Genomic DNA, 16,791 nt, shown 5'->3' with positions numbered 1-16,791 from the left:
CCCTGTGCATAACTATTATCCCCATAGTCCACCGTGCAGTACCTGACATTACAACCCTTACTAACATATTATGCACAGGATCTCCACAGTAGCTTGTGGATAATGAGAACGCTTGTTCGAATAATGATAGTTTGCTATGATAGATTCAGATCCAAATAAAGGAAAGGTAGGTGAACGTTATGGTTGAATTGTCGGATGAGATGCTGCTGGACTCTTATCATAGAGCGATAGAGCTGCAATTGGAGCATGATTTCATCGCTCTGCTACTCGCTGAAATTCGCAAACGGAACTTACACTCTCCAGTTCATGCGGTTCTTCACTAAAGATCAGAGCATACCTTTACAGCACCCAGAATTAATCAAACCGCAAGTAACACAGAATAGGGTATCTTTTCAAGTTGAGGTGGAATCAACCTGAAAGGATACCCTTTTATTGTAAGTTTTAGGTTATACGCAATCCTAGAGTTTGAGATTACTGCTGTGTCCCGGGGACAGCTTTGCTTCCGGATCAATATACACCTTGGCATTATTCACAGCAGTCGGCGCTTCTCCGAAGCCTACAGCAATCAGCTTCAGCTTGCCCGGATACGTGGTGATATCGCCTGCGGCGAAGATACCCGGAATGCTGGTCTCCATGCGGGAGTCTACCACAATGGAGTTGCCGTCGATCTCAATTCCCCATTCCGCAATCGGTCCCAGTGAGGAAACGAAGCCGAAATTGACAATGACACTGTCTACTTCGATTTCCTGCGTTTCTTTGGTCTTGATATGAGACAAGGTTACCTTGGTGATGAACTCTTCACCATGCAGCTCAGTGATCTCGGATGGCGTAATAACATTGACCTTGGAGGCCATCAGATTCTCGACACTGTGCTCATGGGCGCGGAATTTATCCCGGCGGTGAATCAGGGTTACCTGCTCTGCGATAGGCTCAAGCATAAGTGCCCAGTCCACGGCAGAATCGCCGCCGCCGCTGATCAGCACTTTCTTGCCTTTATATGCATTCAGATCGCTTACAAAATAATGCAGATTGGCTTTCTCGAAACGCTGCGCATCAGGCACTTCCAAGCGCCGCGGCTCGAATGCGCCTACACCTGCTGTGACAATAATAGCTTTGCTGTGATATTCAGCTTTATCGGTGGTGACGATGAAGTGGCGCTCGTCCTGCTTCACAACAGATACAACCTTCTCCTCCAGACGGATATCAGACTGGAAGAGCTCCATCTGCCGTGAAAGGTTATCCACCAGCTCCTGTCCGGTGATCTTGGGAAAACCGGCTACGTCGTAAATATATTTTTCGGGATAAAGAGCAGCAAGCTGCCCCCCCAATTGGGGCATACTTTCAATAAGTGTTACCGAAGCCTGGCGCATACCGCCGTAAAAAGCGGCAAACATACCGGCTGGTCCCCCGCCTATGATGATGAGATCGCTCATAGGAACGGATTGCTCTAGTGTCACGTAATATTACACCTCCGAGTTGATAGTTTCAAATTGCCATACTTGCGTACCTACTCATTATAAACATTGTGGCACCCCGCTGCAAAGCCTTTGATTTCACTGAAAAATGTGACATTTTGTTGTATGATTGTATTTGATTAAAACGATACTAAGGTTTACAATGGATATGGTTATTTTAGAAATCCTTTAAGTTTTATTGGAAATTCTTCTGAATTTAAGTGTATAAATTCACAAAAGAAACCTAATTTTTTTACAAAAAATAACACATAGACAGATTCACCTGTTGGAAGGAGCCGGAACATGAGCAGTATTCCCAAAATTGTTATCCTAGGCGCGGGATATGGAGGTATCTTGACCGCCCAGCGGCTGCAGAAAGCTTTGAACTATAATGAAGCGGATGTAACCCTGGTGAACCGCCATGAGTATCATTATTTCACGACCCATCTGCATATGCCAGCAGCAGGAACGGACAGCATCGAGCATACCCGCGTATCCATCTCCAAGCTTATCGATGAATTCAAAATCGATCTTGTTAAATCTTCCGTACAGGAGATCCGTACCCAGCAGAAGAAGGTTATTCTGGAAGACGGAACCCTCTCGTATGATTATCTCGTAATCGCACTTGGCGGCGAGCCTGAGACCTTCGGAATCCCGGGACTCGACAAATATGCGCTGACCATCCGCAGCATTAACTCCGTGCGGCTGATCCGTGAACATATTGAGTATCAATTTGCCAAATACAAGAATGAGAATAATGCACAAGAGCATATCAACTTTGTTGTCGGCGGCGCGGGCTTCAGCGGCATTGAGTTTGTGGCTGAACTGGCAGACCGGATTCCGGCACTGTGCAAAGAATATGATGTCGATCCAAGTATGGTCAACATCTATAATGTAGAAGCTGCACCTACTGCGCTGCCTGGCTTTGCTCCGGAGCTTGTCGAGCATGCCATGACAGTGCTTACGAAGAAGGGGGTAACCTTCAAGTTCGGCGTGGCGATCAAGGAATGCCTGCCTGGCGGTGTCATCCTTGCAACCGGTGAAGAAATCAAAGCTTCCACGATCGTATGGACCGGCGGGATCCGCGGCAACCGTCTGATTGAAGCTGCCGGCTTCGAAGCCATGCGCGGACGTGTGAAGGTAGACGAATACCTGCGTGCTCCGGGACATGAGAATATCTTCATCATTGGTGACGGCTCCCTCATGATTAATCCGGAAGGGCGTCCTTACCCTCCAACGGCACAGATTGCAATGCAGCAGGGAGAATGCTGTGCGCATAATCTTGTAGCGGCCATCCGCAGCCAGCAGCCGAAGAAGTTTGCGTTCAGCAACAAGGGCACCGTAGCCTCGCTGGGCAAAGGCCAGGGGATTGCAGTAGTGGGCGATAAGACCTATAAGGGCTGGACAGCGGCGCAGCTGAAGAAGGTTGTAGACATGCGCTACCTGCTCATTATCGGCGGCATTCCGCTGGTACTCAAGAAGGGAAGATTCCTCTAAGATGCGCCATTGCAGCGTACAAGTTCGCGGACTGCTCACGCGTGAGGAGCTGGACCGTTACAATGCTCTAATTGAGGTCGGTTCCTATCTTGAAGATCAGACACGTTATGATCTGGCTTACAATATCCAGAAGGAAATCGACATTCTCATTCTCCCGGCCATAGAGCGCCTGAAGGATAAGGGCCGCGCCCGTGACCGGGCGACGGCTGAATATCTGGAGAGTCTGCGGGATGGGGACGAGGATGATGAGGACGAAGAGGCTGAAGGTAAGAATACGTCCGATTGAGGATATAGATTTGTGAATAGGACACGACCAATAGACCGCATACCTTCGCGAGAGGGCGGTCTATTTGCGTTTATTGGACAGCAGCGTCATAAGCAAGTTTCTTGTTACTATAGCAAAAGTCCAAATAAAGGGAAGCTTTCCTGTGAGGAAGACTTCCCTTTATATACTGTGGTTATTCTTCGTTTTAGAGCTTCAGCATCTCTTCGAACGATTCCTCAGTCAGCAGATTGCCGACATAGAAGGGACCGAACTCGCCGTAGCGGGCACTCACTTCATCAAAGCGCATCTCATAGACCAGCTTCTTGAACTGCAGGGCATCTTCAGCGAACAGGGTCACGCCCCATTCCCAGTCATCGAATCCGACGGAGCCGGAGATGATCTGCTTCACCTTGCCGGCATATCCGCGGCCGATCAGGCCATGGGAATGCATCAGCTCACGGCGTTTGTCCATGTCGAGCATGTACCAGTTGTCCGCAAGCTCGCGTTTCTTGTTCATCGGATAGAAGCAGATATGCTTCGCTTGCGGCAGAATAGGCTTCAGCCGGGCGGCAACATGCGGATTCAGCATCGGATCGCTGCCGTCTCCTGCAGTTCCTCCTGCGGCGTAGTTGCTGAGTTCCACAATACTTACATATGAATAGGCTTTGGTAGTATATTGGGCGAAGGCGATTTTGTTAAAAGCAGTCTCAAGCGCATTCAATGCTTCCAGGCTTTCCCGCAGAAACATCATTACGAAATCAGCTTTCTGGCCAACGATGGAATACACGGTGGAGCTGCCTTCCTTGGCTTCTTCCACGGGCCCCCATTCCTGCATGAAAGCATGCAGCTCCTCCAGGGCAACTGCGCGTTCTTCATCATCGGCTGCCGTCCAGGCATTCCAATTGAGAGAGCGGAAGTCATGCAGGGCATACCAGCCTTCCAGTGTCAAAGCGGCTTCGTTCATGTTCTCACTCCTTTAAAATTTGCATACGTTTAATATGTATAAACATATTTCCGAAAAGAAACGTGCACCGTTCTTATGAAGACGCTGCAGCCGTTTCCATTTGCTATTTGCATTGTATCGCATGCGAACGGCCAAGAGCAAACTCTGCAGCCGCCATTTGCGCTGATCGCAAACCACTGGACGATAATGTTCATTGCTTCGCTACATTTTTTCTAGTAAACTTACTATTAAATAAGGTTTGGTGTGCGGTTCTTTATAGAGAGAGGGGATGGCGGTACGATGGGATTTATTCCAGTGTTTGTTCTGGCCGTTTTGTTCTTTGTCATGATGTTTGGCATTGGCTTTATCCTTAACATGTTAATGAAGACTACGTGGTTTCCCGCATACCTGTTCGTAATCGTTATTCTTCCCGTAGTGGTCTACTCCATCTGGGACCGGAGCTCCATGTCGTTATGGGAGCATCTCTCTACCTTCCATGTAGTCGACTATCTTACCGGTATAGCCGGCCTTGCCGGTGCTGTACTGAGCGGCTGGACCATTCAGAAGCTGCGTCTGGGCGGATACAAAATGTTCTGAGGAATGTGCAGAGCAGGCAAGACAACAAACGGCTGATCTCCTTCAAAACTAAGGGGAAGCCGTTTTTTCTTATCTTTTCCGCTAGAATCAGCAAGTGTTACAAAGCTGTCGATAATAGGGGGAAAAGCAGCTTTTTTGGGCCTTTTTTTACATTTCCGGCCGGGTGTTTTGTGATAGAATAGAAATCTATATGAATTCGTATAGAAGAGGGGGAGGTTTTCCGCAGATGCGTATGAGCAACCTGCATCATTTCACCGAACATCATCGGTACTGCGTTTCCCGCGAATTCGGTCTAAGCCATGTGGATGGACGAATGCTCGGTTCGGTCTATCAGCCGATGGTCGGCGCTTTTGCCATCAGCCTGTACAGACTGCTGTTCGAGCATATTCCTGCTGAATCCATCGGGTATTCCGGTGTGGAGCAGCAGCGCAGGCTCTTTATGACCCTGGGCGTGGAGCCTAATGAGAAGGGCCGCAAATATTTAGTTGACCAGGCTTCACGGCTGGAAGCGGTGGGGCTGCTGCAGACCTGCCGGATTTATGCCGCGGAGAACGATGATTATATGTACGAGTACGAATTAATGCCGCCGTTGTCGCCGTCGGAATTTTTTGCGACCCAGCATTTAACGCTGCTGCTCAGGGATAAGATCGGCAAATTCGCCGTATTGTCGCTGCGCGAGCAGTTCTGGAACCGGGAACCGGAAGAATGGAGCCGGCGGTCGGTCGGTAAAGAGAATATTTCGCTGCCCTTTTATGATATTTTTGAGCTCAATACTCATGTCATTGATTACGAACTGGAGCAGGCGCTGGCCGAGGTAGCTACCGTGCGTCAGCCGGGAACGGTTGATGGCGGCGAGCCGAATATCGGCTACAGTGACATCATTCTGCGGTTCCCGCGTGAGTCGGTCAACCGTGCGCATGTGGAGAAGCTGCGTTTTGATCATAACCAGATGGGCGTTATTAATTATGTGGCCCGCAAGTACGAGCTTGGCCCGCAGGATCTATGCCGCCTGCTGGACGAGGACGATGTCTTCACGCCGGATGGCGAGGTGATTCTGGATACACTGCAGTACAAGGCCAGCCAGCATTTCCGCCAGGATATGAAGCGCCAGGAGAAACGTGAGATCGCCGCTGCCAAGGTGGTGTCGCTGCGCTCTGCTGCCGCTGATGAGAGTGATCCTTCCGGTGCGCCGGTGGAGCAGTCTGTCGAAATGGAGTTCTATGTAGAAGTGCCTCCGCAATTTATGTCCAAATGCGACATTCACCAATATAATATGATGCTGCGCAACGAACCTTATACACGTCTGCTGCAGACGTTTTTCCCCGGGGCTGTTCCGGGCCAGCTGATGGATATCTTCGAGAAGATCGATTTGAACTACAAGCTGAACGGTGAAGTCATCAATGTACTGATTCACTATTTGATGACAATGGTGGCCTCCGGCGGCGACCAGCGGATGAACCGCAATTTCGTCGAGGCCATTGCCTCCAACATGCTGGTCAAGCAGGTGAATACTTACGAGAAGGCTGTGCGTTATATCCGCGACCAGTCCAAGGTGAAGGGCAAAGGAGCGGCTTCCGGCTCTGCCGGCACGGCCGCGGCGGGAACACGCCAGCGTTCATATACGAAGAATACCGGACGTTCCGGCAAGCCGGAGATCCCGATTGTGCTGGATGACGGCAGTGCCGGGACCGTATCGGATGAGGAATTCGCGGCGATGATGAAGAAAGCGGCCGAGATTAAGGCAAGTAAGAAAAAGGGCGTCCTGAGAACGCCCTAAAGAAAGCGAGGTGCGGCGATGGAGTCTATGGGCGAAGTGCTGCGTTCGATGAACAATTCTGCTCTGCGCCAGCGCTCCCGTGATCTGGAGCAGGGACTGTTTAATAATCCCCTGGTCAAGCAGCTTCAGGCTGATCATCCGGAGCTGGATGAGTCACGGCTGCGGCTGCATTTAAGCCGGCTTTACCAGTATGTCGAGGAGGACCGCCACTGCAAGAACTGTCCGGGCCTTGAGAACTGTCCGAATGATTTCCAGGGACACTACAGCAAGCTTACAGTGGAGACTGTTAACGGGATACCTGATCTGTATGAGCGCAAGACACCCTGCAAGCTGAAGATCGCGCAGGATAACCAGGATAACATCCGCAAGCGGATCCGCAGCTTCTATGTGGATGAGCGTGTGCTGAACGGCGGATATGATGAGATGGACATTATGGGCAAGGACCCCCGGCGGGCCAGTGCCGTGAACCGGATATTTGATTACATTGCAACTGTGCGGGCAGAGGGCCTGACTTCCCGGGGAATCTACCTGCAGGGCAGCTTCGGGACAGGCAAGACCTTCCTGATGTGCTATCTGCTCCATGAGCTTGCGATTGCCGGTCACAGCGGCGTAATTGTGTACATGCCCGACTTCATTGAAGAGTTGAAGCTAATCATGATGGACAACCAGAAGCTTAAGGAAATGGTAGATACGATGAAAAACTGCGATCTGCTCATTTTTGACGATATCGGTGCCGAGAACCTGAATCCCTGGGCCCGTGACCATGTGCTGGGTGCGATCCTGAATTACAGGATGAACCGCAAGCCGACCTTCTACACCTCGAACTATCCGCTGGATGGGCTGGAGAAGCATCTGAGCATGACCAGCAAGGATGGCGAAGAAGTCTACAAAGGCCAGCGGCTGATGGACCGGATCGCCCCGTTTGTGGATGTCATTCCGCTCCATGGGGACAATCAGCGGGGTACGGTAAGATAAATTCCGCTGCATGATATATATTACTGGACGGATCATTTATAATCCCGCCGCTTACTGGCTGCGGAGGTTATGAGTGGTCCGTCTTTTGTTGCTTAAGAGGCCTGAATGTTGTAAGGAATGCAACTTGTGAGCATAAGAAACGGGGTGTTTGTCGATTTGGGCCGCTTAAGCGAAGGGAATGTTGTATTTGGTGCAGGATTTTGCGTTACTCAACCATTCAAATCAGCAGAAATAAGAGCTGCTCTGCCCGCACACAAACAGCGGCGGGACCCGGACATTGAAGTCACTGGCCCCGCCGCTGTTTGGTATGAGTTCTCCGTATGCATCTAGCTTATGCGTAGACTTCGGTGTTGCTCTGCTGCCTGCAGCTTTATTCGGACATAATAAACTTGATGATAACCATCCCGAAGAAAACTACGGTCATAAATCCTGTCATTCCAAAAAAACCGGCCATTAGGTCGCCAAGGTCATTACGGGGCTCTTCGTTGACATGCTCCCGCGGGTCACGGACTTGCGCGTTGACATCCATCGTTTCTTCCTCCTTGCTGTTGCATGACTGTGCAAAGTAAGTTACAGTTATACATGTGAGAGAAGTCATTGACAATTAATGCGCTTTCTTTAAGTATACGAACTTGCCGGGAAGTTGTAAAGATAAGATCGGCGCCTAGCCTTGTATGAGATGCAAAGAGGTGATTCGATGATAAGTATTAGACCTATGGAACCGCAGGAATACGATCTTCTAATGGATATGCATTATGAGTCAATCAATATAGTACAAGGGAAGCCCTCCAGGAGTGAACTGCTGAGTTCACCGGATATCGTGAAGTACAACGAGAAGTGGGGGAAAGAAGGTGATAGGGCGCTAATCGCTCTGATTGACAACCAGCCCGCAGGTGCTGCCTGGTACAGACTGTTTGATGAGACGAACCAAGGCTATGGATTCGTGGATGCTGAAACCCCGGAATTAGGTGTCGCTATACGGCCCGGCTATAGAAAGCAGGGCTTGGGAATCAGACTAATGCAGGCTATCATCCAGCAAGCCGTATCCGATGGATACCCATCGGTTTCTCTTAGTGTAGATCCGGAGAATCAGGCGGCCGTCCGCTTATATGACAAGCTTGGATTCGAATATTTCGGGATATCCGGAACCTCCCGGACGATGAAGTTAAACCTTAGGCTAATTTGATTTTATACAATATAATTTTATAAAACATATAACAAATGCATTGTATTTATGTTATACTGTGGATGTGTCGCTAAATGGTAATCTGGTTATCATATTACATGAAGCATTTTATCCCGCTATATTCTCGGAGTAATTTTCGCCATCTTGGCTCAGGCTATAGAAGCGGATCTTATTTCGTACAGCTAAGCTTAGGCTTCCAAGTATTTTGAACAATACTGTTTCAGGAAGCGGATGCTCACAAAACTTTGAGGAGGAACAATATCATGGCTATCGTGAACGTGTCTGACCAATCCTTCGTTAATGAAGTGGAAGGTCAAGGTACTGTAGTAGTAGACTTCTGGGCACCTTGGTGCGGCCCTTGCAAAATGCTTGCCCCTATTCTGGAGGAATTGTCCACCGAGCTGGGAGACGGCGTAAAAATTGCTAAATTGAATGTAGATGAGAATCCTGAGACGGCTTCCCGTTTTGGAGTGATGAGTATCCCTACTCTGATCTTCTTCAAAGACGGCCAACCCGTGGACAAAGTCGTAGGACTGAACTCCAAGGATTCCCTTAAGAATATCGTAGCTAAACATCAATAAAAGATTAATTCCGCCGTATCCGGGGGCCTCGCGGCCCCTTCACACAAAGCGCCTTCGGTCATCCGAAGGCGCTTTGTGTATCAAATAGAAACGGGTGTTCTATAATAAGGCTTGAATCTGTAGTACATTCTATTCTAAACTTACCTTATAACAGTGTAGTAACAGGTGGGAGAGAACTCATGGAATATATGGATAATATCCGCAACAAACTGGCGCTGCTGCCTGATCTGCCCGGCTGCTATCTGATGAAGAATGATGAGGGTACGATTATTTATGTGGGCAAGGCCAAAGTGCTGAAGAACCGCGTGCGCTCTTATTTCACCGGCAGCCACAACGGCAAGACGCAGCGGCTTGTCGCCAATATTGTTGATTTCGAATATATCGTCACATCGAGCAATATGGAAGCACTCATTCTGGAGTGCAATCTGATCAAGAAGCATATGCCGCGTTATAACGTGCTGCTGAAGGATGATAAGACTTTTCCGTATTTAAAAATAACGAATGAAACGCATCCGCGCCTTGAGGTCACGCGGCGGGTGCTGAAAGATAAAGCTAAATATTTCGGCCCGTATCCGAATAGCTATGCGGCCCAGCAGACCAAGAAGCTGCTGGACCGGATGTATCCGCTGCGCAAGTGCGGGGTGATGCCGAAGGAAGTCTGCCTGTATTATCACATGGGCCAGTGTCTGGCTCCCTGCGAGAAGGAAGTGCCGAAGTCCGCTTACGAGGAGATTACGCAGAGTATCTCGTCCTTCCTGAACGGGGGGCATGATGCGGTGAAGAAGGATCTGCAGAAGAAAATGCAGGAAGCCGCAGAAGAGCTGTATTTCGAGCGGGCCAAGGAGCTGCGTGACCAGATCATTCATATCGATGCCCTGATGGAGAAGCAGAAGATCAACACGGTTGATACCAAGGACCGGGACGTCTTCGGCTATGCAGTCGATAAGGGCTGGATGTGTGTGCAAATCCTGTATATGCGGCAGGGTAAAATGATTCAGCGCCACTCGTCGGCTTTTCCGTTCTACGGGGAAGCGTACAGTGATTTCATGTCCTATGTGACGCAGTATTACAGCGATAACCCGGCATTGCCGCAGGAAATCCTGCTGCCGGATATGCTGAGTGACGGAGCCGTCAAAGCGCTAACGCCAGAGACCGGTACAGGTGCTGCGGTAACGGGCTTGCAGACTGCTGCAGGCATGCTGGGCAGCCGGGAAATGCAGGCAGCGCTGGAGGCGGAAGATAGGGCGGAGGTTGCAGCGCCGCCGCAGGAGCAGGCGGAACAGGAAGCGGCTGCTGAAGGAACCGTGGACGCGGCCGGAGGGGCGGCAGCCCTGCAGGAATGGCTGGGCATCAAGGTACTTGTGCCGCAGCGCGGGCTCAAGAAGCAGATGGTCGGCATGGCCTGCCAGAACAGCCGGGTGGCGCTGGATGAGAAGTTCCGCCTCATTGAGCGGGATGAGGAGCGCACCTCCGGTGCGGCGAGCAGTCTGGGCCAGAGCCTGGGACTTGAATCGCTTAACCGGATTGAAGCATTCGATAACTCGAATATTCAGGGTACGAATCCGGTCTCGGCGATGGTTGTGTTCATTGACGGCAAGCCGGCCCGCAAAGAGTACCGCAAATATAAGGTCCGCACTGTGCAGGGGCCGGATGATTATGAGACGATGCGTGAGGTCATCCGCCGCCGGTATGAACGGGTGCTTAAGGAGAATCTGCCGCAGCCTGACCTGATTGTGGTCGATGGAGGCAAAGGCCAGATCTCCTCGGCGATCGATATTCTGCAGAATGAGCTGGGTCTGTTCATTCCGGTCTGCGGTATCGTCAAGGATGATAAGCACAGAACGGCGCAGCTGCTGGTCGGGGATTCCGCCGAACCGGTATCGCTGGCCCGGGACAGCCAGGAGTTCTATCTCCTGCAGCGGATTCAGGATGAGGTTCACCGGTTCGCAATTACGTTCCACCGCGAACAGCGCGGCAAATCGATGGTCACCTCGAAGCTGGATTCGGTTCCGGGAATCGGGGAGAAGCGCCGGAAGTCGCTGCTGAAGCATTTCGGCTCGCTGAAGAAGATCAAGGAAGCTTCCGTGGAAGATTTCCGTGTTCTGTCTATTGGCGAGAAGCTGGCCCGGCAGATTCTGGATGCGCTCAAGGATGAGGAACCGTCATTATAAATAGGCTCAAACGGTAACGAAACAGAGGCCGGCCCCATGGGGGCCGGTTTTTTGGTGACATAGGAAATTATGCTATTCGTCAGGAATCCCGCTGAACCCCCGGAAGACGGGCCAATGGAGGATCAAATGTATGCGAAAAATCGGATACAATGTGCTTCCGTGAGGGCAACCGGACCAAATGTATGCGAAAAATCGAATACAATGTGCTTCCGTGAGGGTAACCGGACCAAATGTATGCGAAAAACCGAATACAATGTGCTTCAGTGTAGGTAACCGGACCAAATGTATGCGAAAAATCGAATACAATGTGTTTCCCCGAAAGAAACGAGGAGCATTGGTGCCCTTAATTTCGCCGGAGGCTGCCCCACAAGTAGTCTCGATTTTTATCGGTTAGATGATGAAGTACCGGGCTTTTGCTGCGAAAATAAGTTAATCCTTACTTTCTGCATAAAATCGTTGATTTGTATAATTGCAACCGGTTTCGGTAAAAGGTACGCTTATCTTGAATCTATGAAAGCGCTTATATACGTGGGATGTAGACTGCTTAAACCAAGGTAAAGGAGGCTGATGATCACTCCGGGAAAGATTTTGTTTATGAACTGGATGGCTGCATACCAATAGACATGAGGAGGATTAAGGGTAATGACATATTCCAAAAGGTTAAAACGCAAGAAAGGTATAAACGGCACCGCTTTTTTTCTGAGCATAATCATGCTGCTAAGTGTCGCATTGGTCATTCCGCCCGGCCGTGCGCATGCCGCCGGCTCTTATCTGCTCTCCCAGGACAGCCCTGCTTATGCGTCGGGCACGGAGGGCAATAACACCCCGGATCTGGCCGTTGACGGCAATACGGGTTCCCGATGGAGCAGCGCGTGGGGACTCGACCCGAACTGGATTTATGTTGATCTCGGGGCATCTGCCGCAGTAGACCGCGTTGTCCTGCGCTGGGAAGGGGCGTACGCCAAGTCCTACAAAATCCAGGTATCCGCGGACGAATTGAACTGGAGTGATGTCTATTCCACAACTACGGGAGATGGCGGCGTGGATGATCTCACGCTCAGCGGCACCGGCCGTTATGTGCGGGTATTTGCAACCGTGCGGAGCCTGACGCAATACGGTATTTCCCTCTTCGAGTTCGAGGTATACGGCACGGGCGGCGTTAATCCTCCTCCGGTAGTGCTGGGTCCGAATGTGGCCTTGAACAAGCCGGCGACGGCATCGTCTTATCAGGTGGCTGACTATCTCCCGGCTGGCTCCACATTGCCGGCACTGGCGTTTGACGGCAGCTTGACCACACGCTGGTCCTCCAACGCTACCGATAATGAATGGCTTAGCGTAGACCTTGGCAGCGTACGGACACTTGGCCGGGTCATCCTCAATTGGGAGGCTGCCGCCGGCCGGACCTATGATATCCAGGTTTCAAATAACGGCAGTTCATGGACTACAATCTACCGGGAGCTTCACGGTGACGGAGGCACACTTAATCTTCCAATCTATGCCACCGGCCGGTATCTGCGGATGAACGGTATCAGCAGAGCGACCTCCTTCGGTTACTCAATCTTTGAATTCCAGGCGTATGATTATGTGACGGGCGACCCCAAGCCGGTCTATAACATTCCTGCACTGCCGGCGCTGACAACAGTGGCCGTAGGTCAAGGCAGCTATGCCGCGGGTGACCTCTCGGTTCCCCAGCCCAAATATCCGCTGTACAAATCGGATGCACTGACTGCGCCGCTGCCTTCCAATGACTGGTGGCAGTCGATCATGATCAATCAGCTCGGCAACGGCATCATTACCCTTCCGCTCAAATCGAAATATACCAAGCAGGGACTAAGCGTTCTGAACCCGGGCGCAGGCTACTTAAGTGCCGACGGCAAGGCGCAGGAAGCCGCAGGCAGCCCGGATCTGTTCCTGATGGCCAGCAACATTAATACTTCAGGGATGTCGAACCGGATAACCGCTTACGGCGACTGGTCAGCAACTGCCGTGTTAAGCGATGGTACTGCTGAGAAGATGAAGACGACCTTCGTCAAAGGCTCGCCTTATCTCTATTCACAATTCAGCGATCCGGCCAGTCCTGAAGTCTACCTGCCGGCAACGGCCCGCTTCTTCGATGACAGCAATAATACGATTCTGGCGGCTGACGGCGCCACGGTTACTGCAGACCATATCGGCATTGCGGTCACGAATTCCAATGGCGCGCCAACGCCCGTAATGGTGACCAGAAACTATGGGCTGTATGCACCGGCCGGCACAACCTTCAAGAAAGTCGGCGCCAAGCTCAAAATCCAGCTGGGCGGTGGCCAGAACTACCTGAGCTTGTCGGCTCTTCCGGCACCCGCAAATCTGAATTACTTCTACCAGCACGGATATGCATTCGTGACGGATACAAAGGTGGCTTATACCTTCAACGAGACCACATCGGATGTCACGACCACCTTCAATGCGACTACAGAACTCAAGCGTTCGGGCTTTCCGAATACAACGCTGATGGCGCAGCTTCCCCACCAGTGGAAGGTTACTACTACGCCGCTGACTGCGGTCTCCTTCCCGTCGATCCGCGGAACGATGAAGGTTACGGAGGGCAATTCCTTTGCCACTGCCGATAAATTCTACGGCATTGTGCCGCAGTTCACCGAGCCGGGCGATTCCGGCTACTCCCGCCAGGATCTGCTCAATTATCTGGCGCTGCTGGATACGGACACCGCCACCAATCTGATGCAGGCCGATGCGTACTGGCAGGGCAAGAAGCTGCATCCGCTGGCAATGGGTGTGCTGATCGCCGATCAAATAGGCAGCGAGAGCTACAAGAATCTGTTCCTTTCCCGGATGAAGACGGTGCTTACAGACTGGTACACGTATACTTCGGGAGAAGCTAACTACTATTTCGACTACAACACCGACTGGGGAACACTAATCTATAAGAACAGCGAGTTCGGCGCGAACTCCGGCATTACAGACCATCATTTTACGTATGGCTATTATGTCTTTGCTTCTGCTGTACTGGCCACTTACGATACCGACTTCAGGAACAAATTCAGCGGGATGGTTGATGAGCTGATCCGCGACTATGCCAATCCGTCGAAGACCGATCCGAAATATCCGTACTTCCGCAACTTCGACCCGTATGAAGGACATTCATGGGCCGGCGGTTATGCAGACAATGACAGCGGCAATAACCAGGAAGCGGCAGGAGAATCACTGTTCGGCTGGGTAGGCCAGTATATGTGGAGCACACTGACCGGCAACACAGCGTTCCGGGATGCTTCCATTATGGGCTTCACGACCGAGCTTAGAGCGGTGCAGCAATACTGGTTCAACTACGACCAGGATAACTGGCTGCCGGGCTATACGCATAAATCTGTCGGGCAGATTTACGGAAGCTCGAACTTCTTCGGAACCTTTTTCAACGGCAATCCGGTGTATGTCTATGGGATTCACTGGCTGCCTACGGCAGAATATTTGACCAGCTACGGGTTCGACACAGCTAAGGCTGCCGGATTATACAGCGGCTTCGTAGCCGATAACGGCGGGCCGGAAACGGACTGGTACCATATTGTCTGGCCGATTCAGGCGCTGAGCGATCCGCAGGCTGTACTGAATAAATGGAATCCGGCACTGCCGCAGCAGAATGAATTGTTCAATACGTACTGGTTCGTGCATAACATGGCAACTCTTGGATCACGCACCAAAGACATTTGGGCAGCGAACGGGTATAGTGCAACTGTGTATAAGAAAGGATCGGCATATAGTGCACTGGTCTGGAACCCGACGAATGCGGCAATTACCGTTACGTTCCGCAACGCGGGAGGAATTACGGGCTCAGCTGTAGTTGAAGCCAAGAAGCTGGTGAAGGTTGACCCGACGAAGGTGAATTCGGGGACGCTGCTCACTCCGCCTGCCCTGACAGCGGATACAACGCAGAATGCAGCCGGCCAGCCGATTGAGCTGACATTCACAGATAATGCGGCCTGGAGAAGTGCGGTCAGTACGGTGAAGGTGGACGGAACTTCTGCTGCGGCAGCGAATTATACCGTGGCAGCCGGTAAAATCACGCTGAACACCGCGCTGTTCCCTGCGGCGAAGACCTACACGATTACGGTTTCGGCAACGGGCTACAACGATGCTTCAGTGCAGCAAGTGGTCACTGGCGGAGCAACCTCTGCGAATTTGGCCTTGAACAAGGCGGTTACTGCCTCGGAGAATCCGAGACAGCCGGCTGCGGGTGCAGTGGACGGAGATCAGGGTACCCGCTGGGAATCGGCCTTCAGTGATCCGCAGTGGATTCAGGTCGACCTCGGTTCGAATCAGACGGTCAGCCGTGTCCTGCTGAACTGGGAGGGAGCATATGCCAAATCGTATACGATCGAGACTTCAGCAGATGGTACGAACTGGACGCCAGCGTATTCAACCACAACTGGAGACGGGACCCTCGACGATGTCAGTTTCACCCCGGTCAGCGCCCGTTATGTGAAGGTAAACGGGACGGAGCGCGGCACACAGTACGGGTATTCTTTATGGGAACTGGAAGTGTACGGCAGCGGCGGCACCGTGACACCGTTTGCTCCGCCTGCCCTGGCAGCCGATACAACGCAGAATGCAGCCGGCCAGCCGGTTGAGCTGACATTCACGGATAATGCAGCCTGGAGAGGCGCAATCAGTGCGGTGAAGGTGGATGGAACTACAGCGGCGGCAGCGGATTATACCGTGACTGCCGGTAAAATTACGCTGAACACCGTGCTGTTCCCAACTGCGAAGACTTACGCGGTTACGGTAACTGCAGCTGGATACAATGATGCCTCCGTGCAGCAGGTGATTACCGGCGGAACACCGCCGTCAGTGAACCTTGCCCTGAATAAGGCAGTTACCGCTTCGGAGAATCCGAAACAGCCCGCTGCGGGAGCAGTAGATGGGAATCCTGGCACCCGCTGGGAATCGGCCTTCAGTGATCCGCAGTGGATTCAGGTTGACCTCGGCTCTGCTCAGACGGTCAGCCGAGTCCTGCTGAACTGGGAGGGAGCGTATGCCAAATCCTATACCATTGAGACTTCGGCAGATGGCACGAACTGGACAATGGCCTATTCGGCGGCAACCGGAGACGGGGAACTGGACGATATCAGCTTCACCCCGGTCAGCGCGCGGTATGTGAAGGTGAACGGTACGGAGCGGGGCACACAGTACGGCTATTCTTTATGGGAAATGTCGGTCTATTAATCAGGGCGGCATTGGCGATAGAATAGAGGCATCAACGTAAAGAAATGGTGAGGATTATGCACAGGTCAATGTTATTACGGTTCTTGCAGGAAAGGCAGAACCAGGCTGCCTCCAATAGGATAATGGGAGGC

The 16,791-nt window shown here is 51.6% G+C and carries 13 protein-coding genes; 10 read left to right on the top strand and 3 right to left on the bottom strand.

Features of this window, described 5'->3' with window-relative positions:
- The first annotated feature begins 179 nt into the window (after positions 1-179).
- Entirely contained in the window at positions 180-323 is a 144-nt protein-coding gene (locus P40081_RS37940; protein WP_042217282.1) for a sporulation histidine kinase inhibitor Sda, read from the top strand.
- A gap of 135 nt (positions 324-458) precedes the next feature.
- On the opposite strand, the gene P40081_RS30240 is transcribed toward P40081_RS37940, so the two are convergent.
- On the bottom strand, positions 459-1,433 hold the full coding sequence (locus P40081_RS30240) for an NAD(P)/FAD-dependent oxidoreductase (RefSeq protein ID WP_039306995.1): 975 nt from the start codon (positions 1,431-1,433) through the stop codon (positions 459-461).
- Between the two features lie 324 nt (positions 1,434-1,757).
- Here P40081_RS30240 and P40081_RS30235 point away from each other — a divergent pair, with 324 nt between their 5' ends.
- Both P40081_RS30235 and P40081_RS30230 read left to right on the top strand, forming a co-directional pair.
- Positions 1,758-2,951 (top strand): NAD(P)/FAD-dependent oxidoreductase, encoded by a 1,194-nt coding sequence (locus P40081_RS30235; RefSeq protein ID WP_039306992.1) that lies wholly within the window; start codon positions 1,758-1,760, stop codon positions 2,949-2,951.
- A gap of 1 nt (position 2,952) precedes the next feature.
- Positions 2,953-3,237 carry a hypothetical protein gene (locus tag P40081_RS30230; protein ID WP_042139803.1) on the top strand — a complete coding sequence of 95 codons (285 nt, stop codon included), beginning with the start codon at positions 2,953-2,955 and terminating at the stop codon, positions 3,235-3,237.
- 184 nt (positions 3,238-3,421) lie between these two features.
- Here P40081_RS30230 and hemQ read toward each other — a convergent pair whose 3' ends face one another.
- Entirely contained in the window at positions 3,422-4,180 is a 759-nt protein-coding gene (gene hemQ, locus P40081_RS30225; protein ID WP_042139802.1) for a hydrogen peroxide-dependent heme synthase, read from the bottom strand.
- A gap of 279 nt (positions 4,181-4,459) precedes the next feature.
- On the opposite strand from hemQ, the gene P40081_RS30220 reads away from it, so the two are divergent.
- The 3 genes from P40081_RS30220 to dnaI all read left to right on the top strand — a co-directional run bounded on the left by P40081_RS30220 (position 4,460) and on the right by dnaI (position 7,508).
- Complete coding sequence (locus P40081_RS30220; RefSeq protein WP_039306983.1) at positions 4,460-4,756, top strand: YuiB family protein; 297 nt, start codon at positions 4,460-4,462, stop codon at positions 4,754-4,756.
- Between the two features lie 226 nt (positions 4,757-4,982).
- On the top strand, positions 4,983-6,533 hold the full coding sequence (locus tag P40081_RS30215; protein ID WP_042139801.1) for a replication initiation and membrane attachment family protein: 1,551 nt from the start codon (positions 4,983-4,985) through the stop codon (positions 6,531-6,533).
- A gap of 18 nt (positions 6,534-6,551) precedes the next feature.
- A complete protein-coding gene (dnaI, locus tag P40081_RS30210) occupies positions 6,552-7,508 on the top strand; it encodes a primosomal protein DnaI (RefSeq protein WP_039306977.1) in 957 nt (318 codons plus the stop codon).
- A 370-nt stretch (positions 7,509-7,878) separates the two neighbouring features.
- Here the strand turns inward: dnaI and P40081_RS38810 are convergent, their stop codons facing one another.
- Complete coding sequence (locus P40081_RS38810) at positions 7,879-8,037, bottom strand: YqzM family protein (RefSeq protein ID WP_144026185.1); 159 nt, start codon at positions 8,035-8,037, stop codon at positions 7,879-7,881.
- Positions 8,038-8,205: 168 nt separating this feature from the next.
- Here P40081_RS38810 and P40081_RS30205 point away from each other — a divergent pair, with 168 nt between their 5' ends.
- The 4 genes from P40081_RS30205 (at position 8,206) to P40081_RS30190 (ending at position 16,660) form a co-directional block, all read left to right on the top strand.
- Positions 8,206-8,694: a GNAT family N-acetyltransferase gene (locus P40081_RS30205; RefSeq protein ID WP_042139800.1), complete on the top strand. Its 489-nt coding sequence runs from the start codon at positions 8,206-8,208 to the stop codon at positions 8,692-8,694.
- Between the two features lie 263 nt (positions 8,695-8,957).
- Complete coding sequence (trxA, locus tag P40081_RS30200; RefSeq protein ID WP_039306971.1) at positions 8,958-9,275, top strand: thioredoxin; 318 nt, start codon at positions 8,958-8,960, stop codon at positions 9,273-9,275.
- A 179-nt stretch (positions 9,276-9,454) separates the two neighbouring features.
- Positions 9,455-11,446, top strand: coding sequence for an excinuclease ABC subunit UvrC (uvrC, locus tag P40081_RS30195; RefSeq protein ID WP_042139799.1), 1,992 nt, complete (start codon positions 9,455-9,457; stop codon positions 11,444-11,446).
- Between the two features lie 642 nt (positions 11,447-12,088).
- Complete coding sequence (locus P40081_RS30190) at positions 12,089-16,660, top strand: galactose-binding domain-containing protein (RefSeq protein ID WP_042139798.1); 4,572 nt, start codon at positions 12,089-12,091, stop codon at positions 16,658-16,660.
- The last annotated feature ends 131 nt before the right edge of the window (positions 16,661-16,791 follow it).

It is taken from the genome of Paenibacillus sp. FSL P4-0081 (genome assembly GCF_000758565.1).
Classification (GTDB): domain Bacteria; phylum Bacillota; class Bacilli; order Paenibacillales; family Paenibacillaceae; genus Paenibacillus_AQ; species Paenibacillus_AQ phytohabitans.
Note: the sequence above shows the minus strand (reverse complement) of the source record. Positions and strands in the feature narration are given on the sequence as shown.

Bases quoted from the DNA above. Each gene is read 5' to 3' on its own strand.
- P40081_RS37940 (WP_042217282.1), top strand. From the start codon at position 180: ATGGTTGAATTGTCGGATGAGATGCTGCTGGACTCTTATCATAGAGCG.
- P40081_RS30240 (WP_039306995.1), bottom strand. From the start codon at position 1,433: ATGAGCGATCTCATCATCATAGGCGGGGGACCAGCCGGTATGTTTGCC.
- P40081_RS30190 (WP_042139798.1), top strand. From the start codon at position 12,089: ATGACATATTCCAAAAGGTTAAAACGCAAGAAAGGTATAAACGGCACC.
- P40081_RS30235 (WP_039306992.1), top strand. From the start codon at position 1,758: ATGAGCAGTATTCCCAAAATTGTTATCCTAGGCGCGGGATATGGAGGT.
- P40081_RS38810 (WP_144026185.1), bottom strand. From the start codon at position 8,037: ATGGATGTCAACGCGCAAGTCCGTGACCCGCGGGAGCATGTCAACGAA.
- P40081_RS30220 (WP_039306983.1), top strand. From the start codon at position 4,460: ATGGGATTTATTCCAGTGTTTGTTCTGGCCGTTTTGTTCTTTGTCATG.
- hemQ (WP_042139802.1), bottom strand. From the start codon at position 4,180: ATGAACGAAGCCGCTTTGACACTGGAAGGCTGGTATGCCCTGCATGAC.
- P40081_RS30215 (WP_042139801.1), top strand. From the start codon at position 4,983: ATGCGTATGAGCAACCTGCATCATTTCACCGAACATCATCGGTACTGC.
- uvrC (WP_042139799.1), top strand. From the start codon at position 9,455: ATGGAATATATGGATAATATCCGCAACAAACTGGCGCTGCTGCCTGAT.
- P40081_RS30205 (WP_042139800.1), top strand. From the start codon at position 8,206: ATGATAAGTATTAGACCTATGGAACCGCAGGAATACGATCTTCTAATG.
- trxA (WP_039306971.1), top strand. From the start codon at position 8,958: ATGGCTATCGTGAACGTGTCTGACCAATCCTTCGTTAATGAAGTGGAA.
- dnaI (WP_039306977.1), top strand. From the start codon at position 6,552: ATGGAGTCTATGGGCGAAGTGCTGCGTTCGATGAACAATTCTGCTCTG.
- P40081_RS30230 (WP_042139803.1), top strand. From the start codon at position 2,953: ATGCGCCATTGCAGCGTACAAGTTCGCGGACTGCTCACGCGTGAGGAG.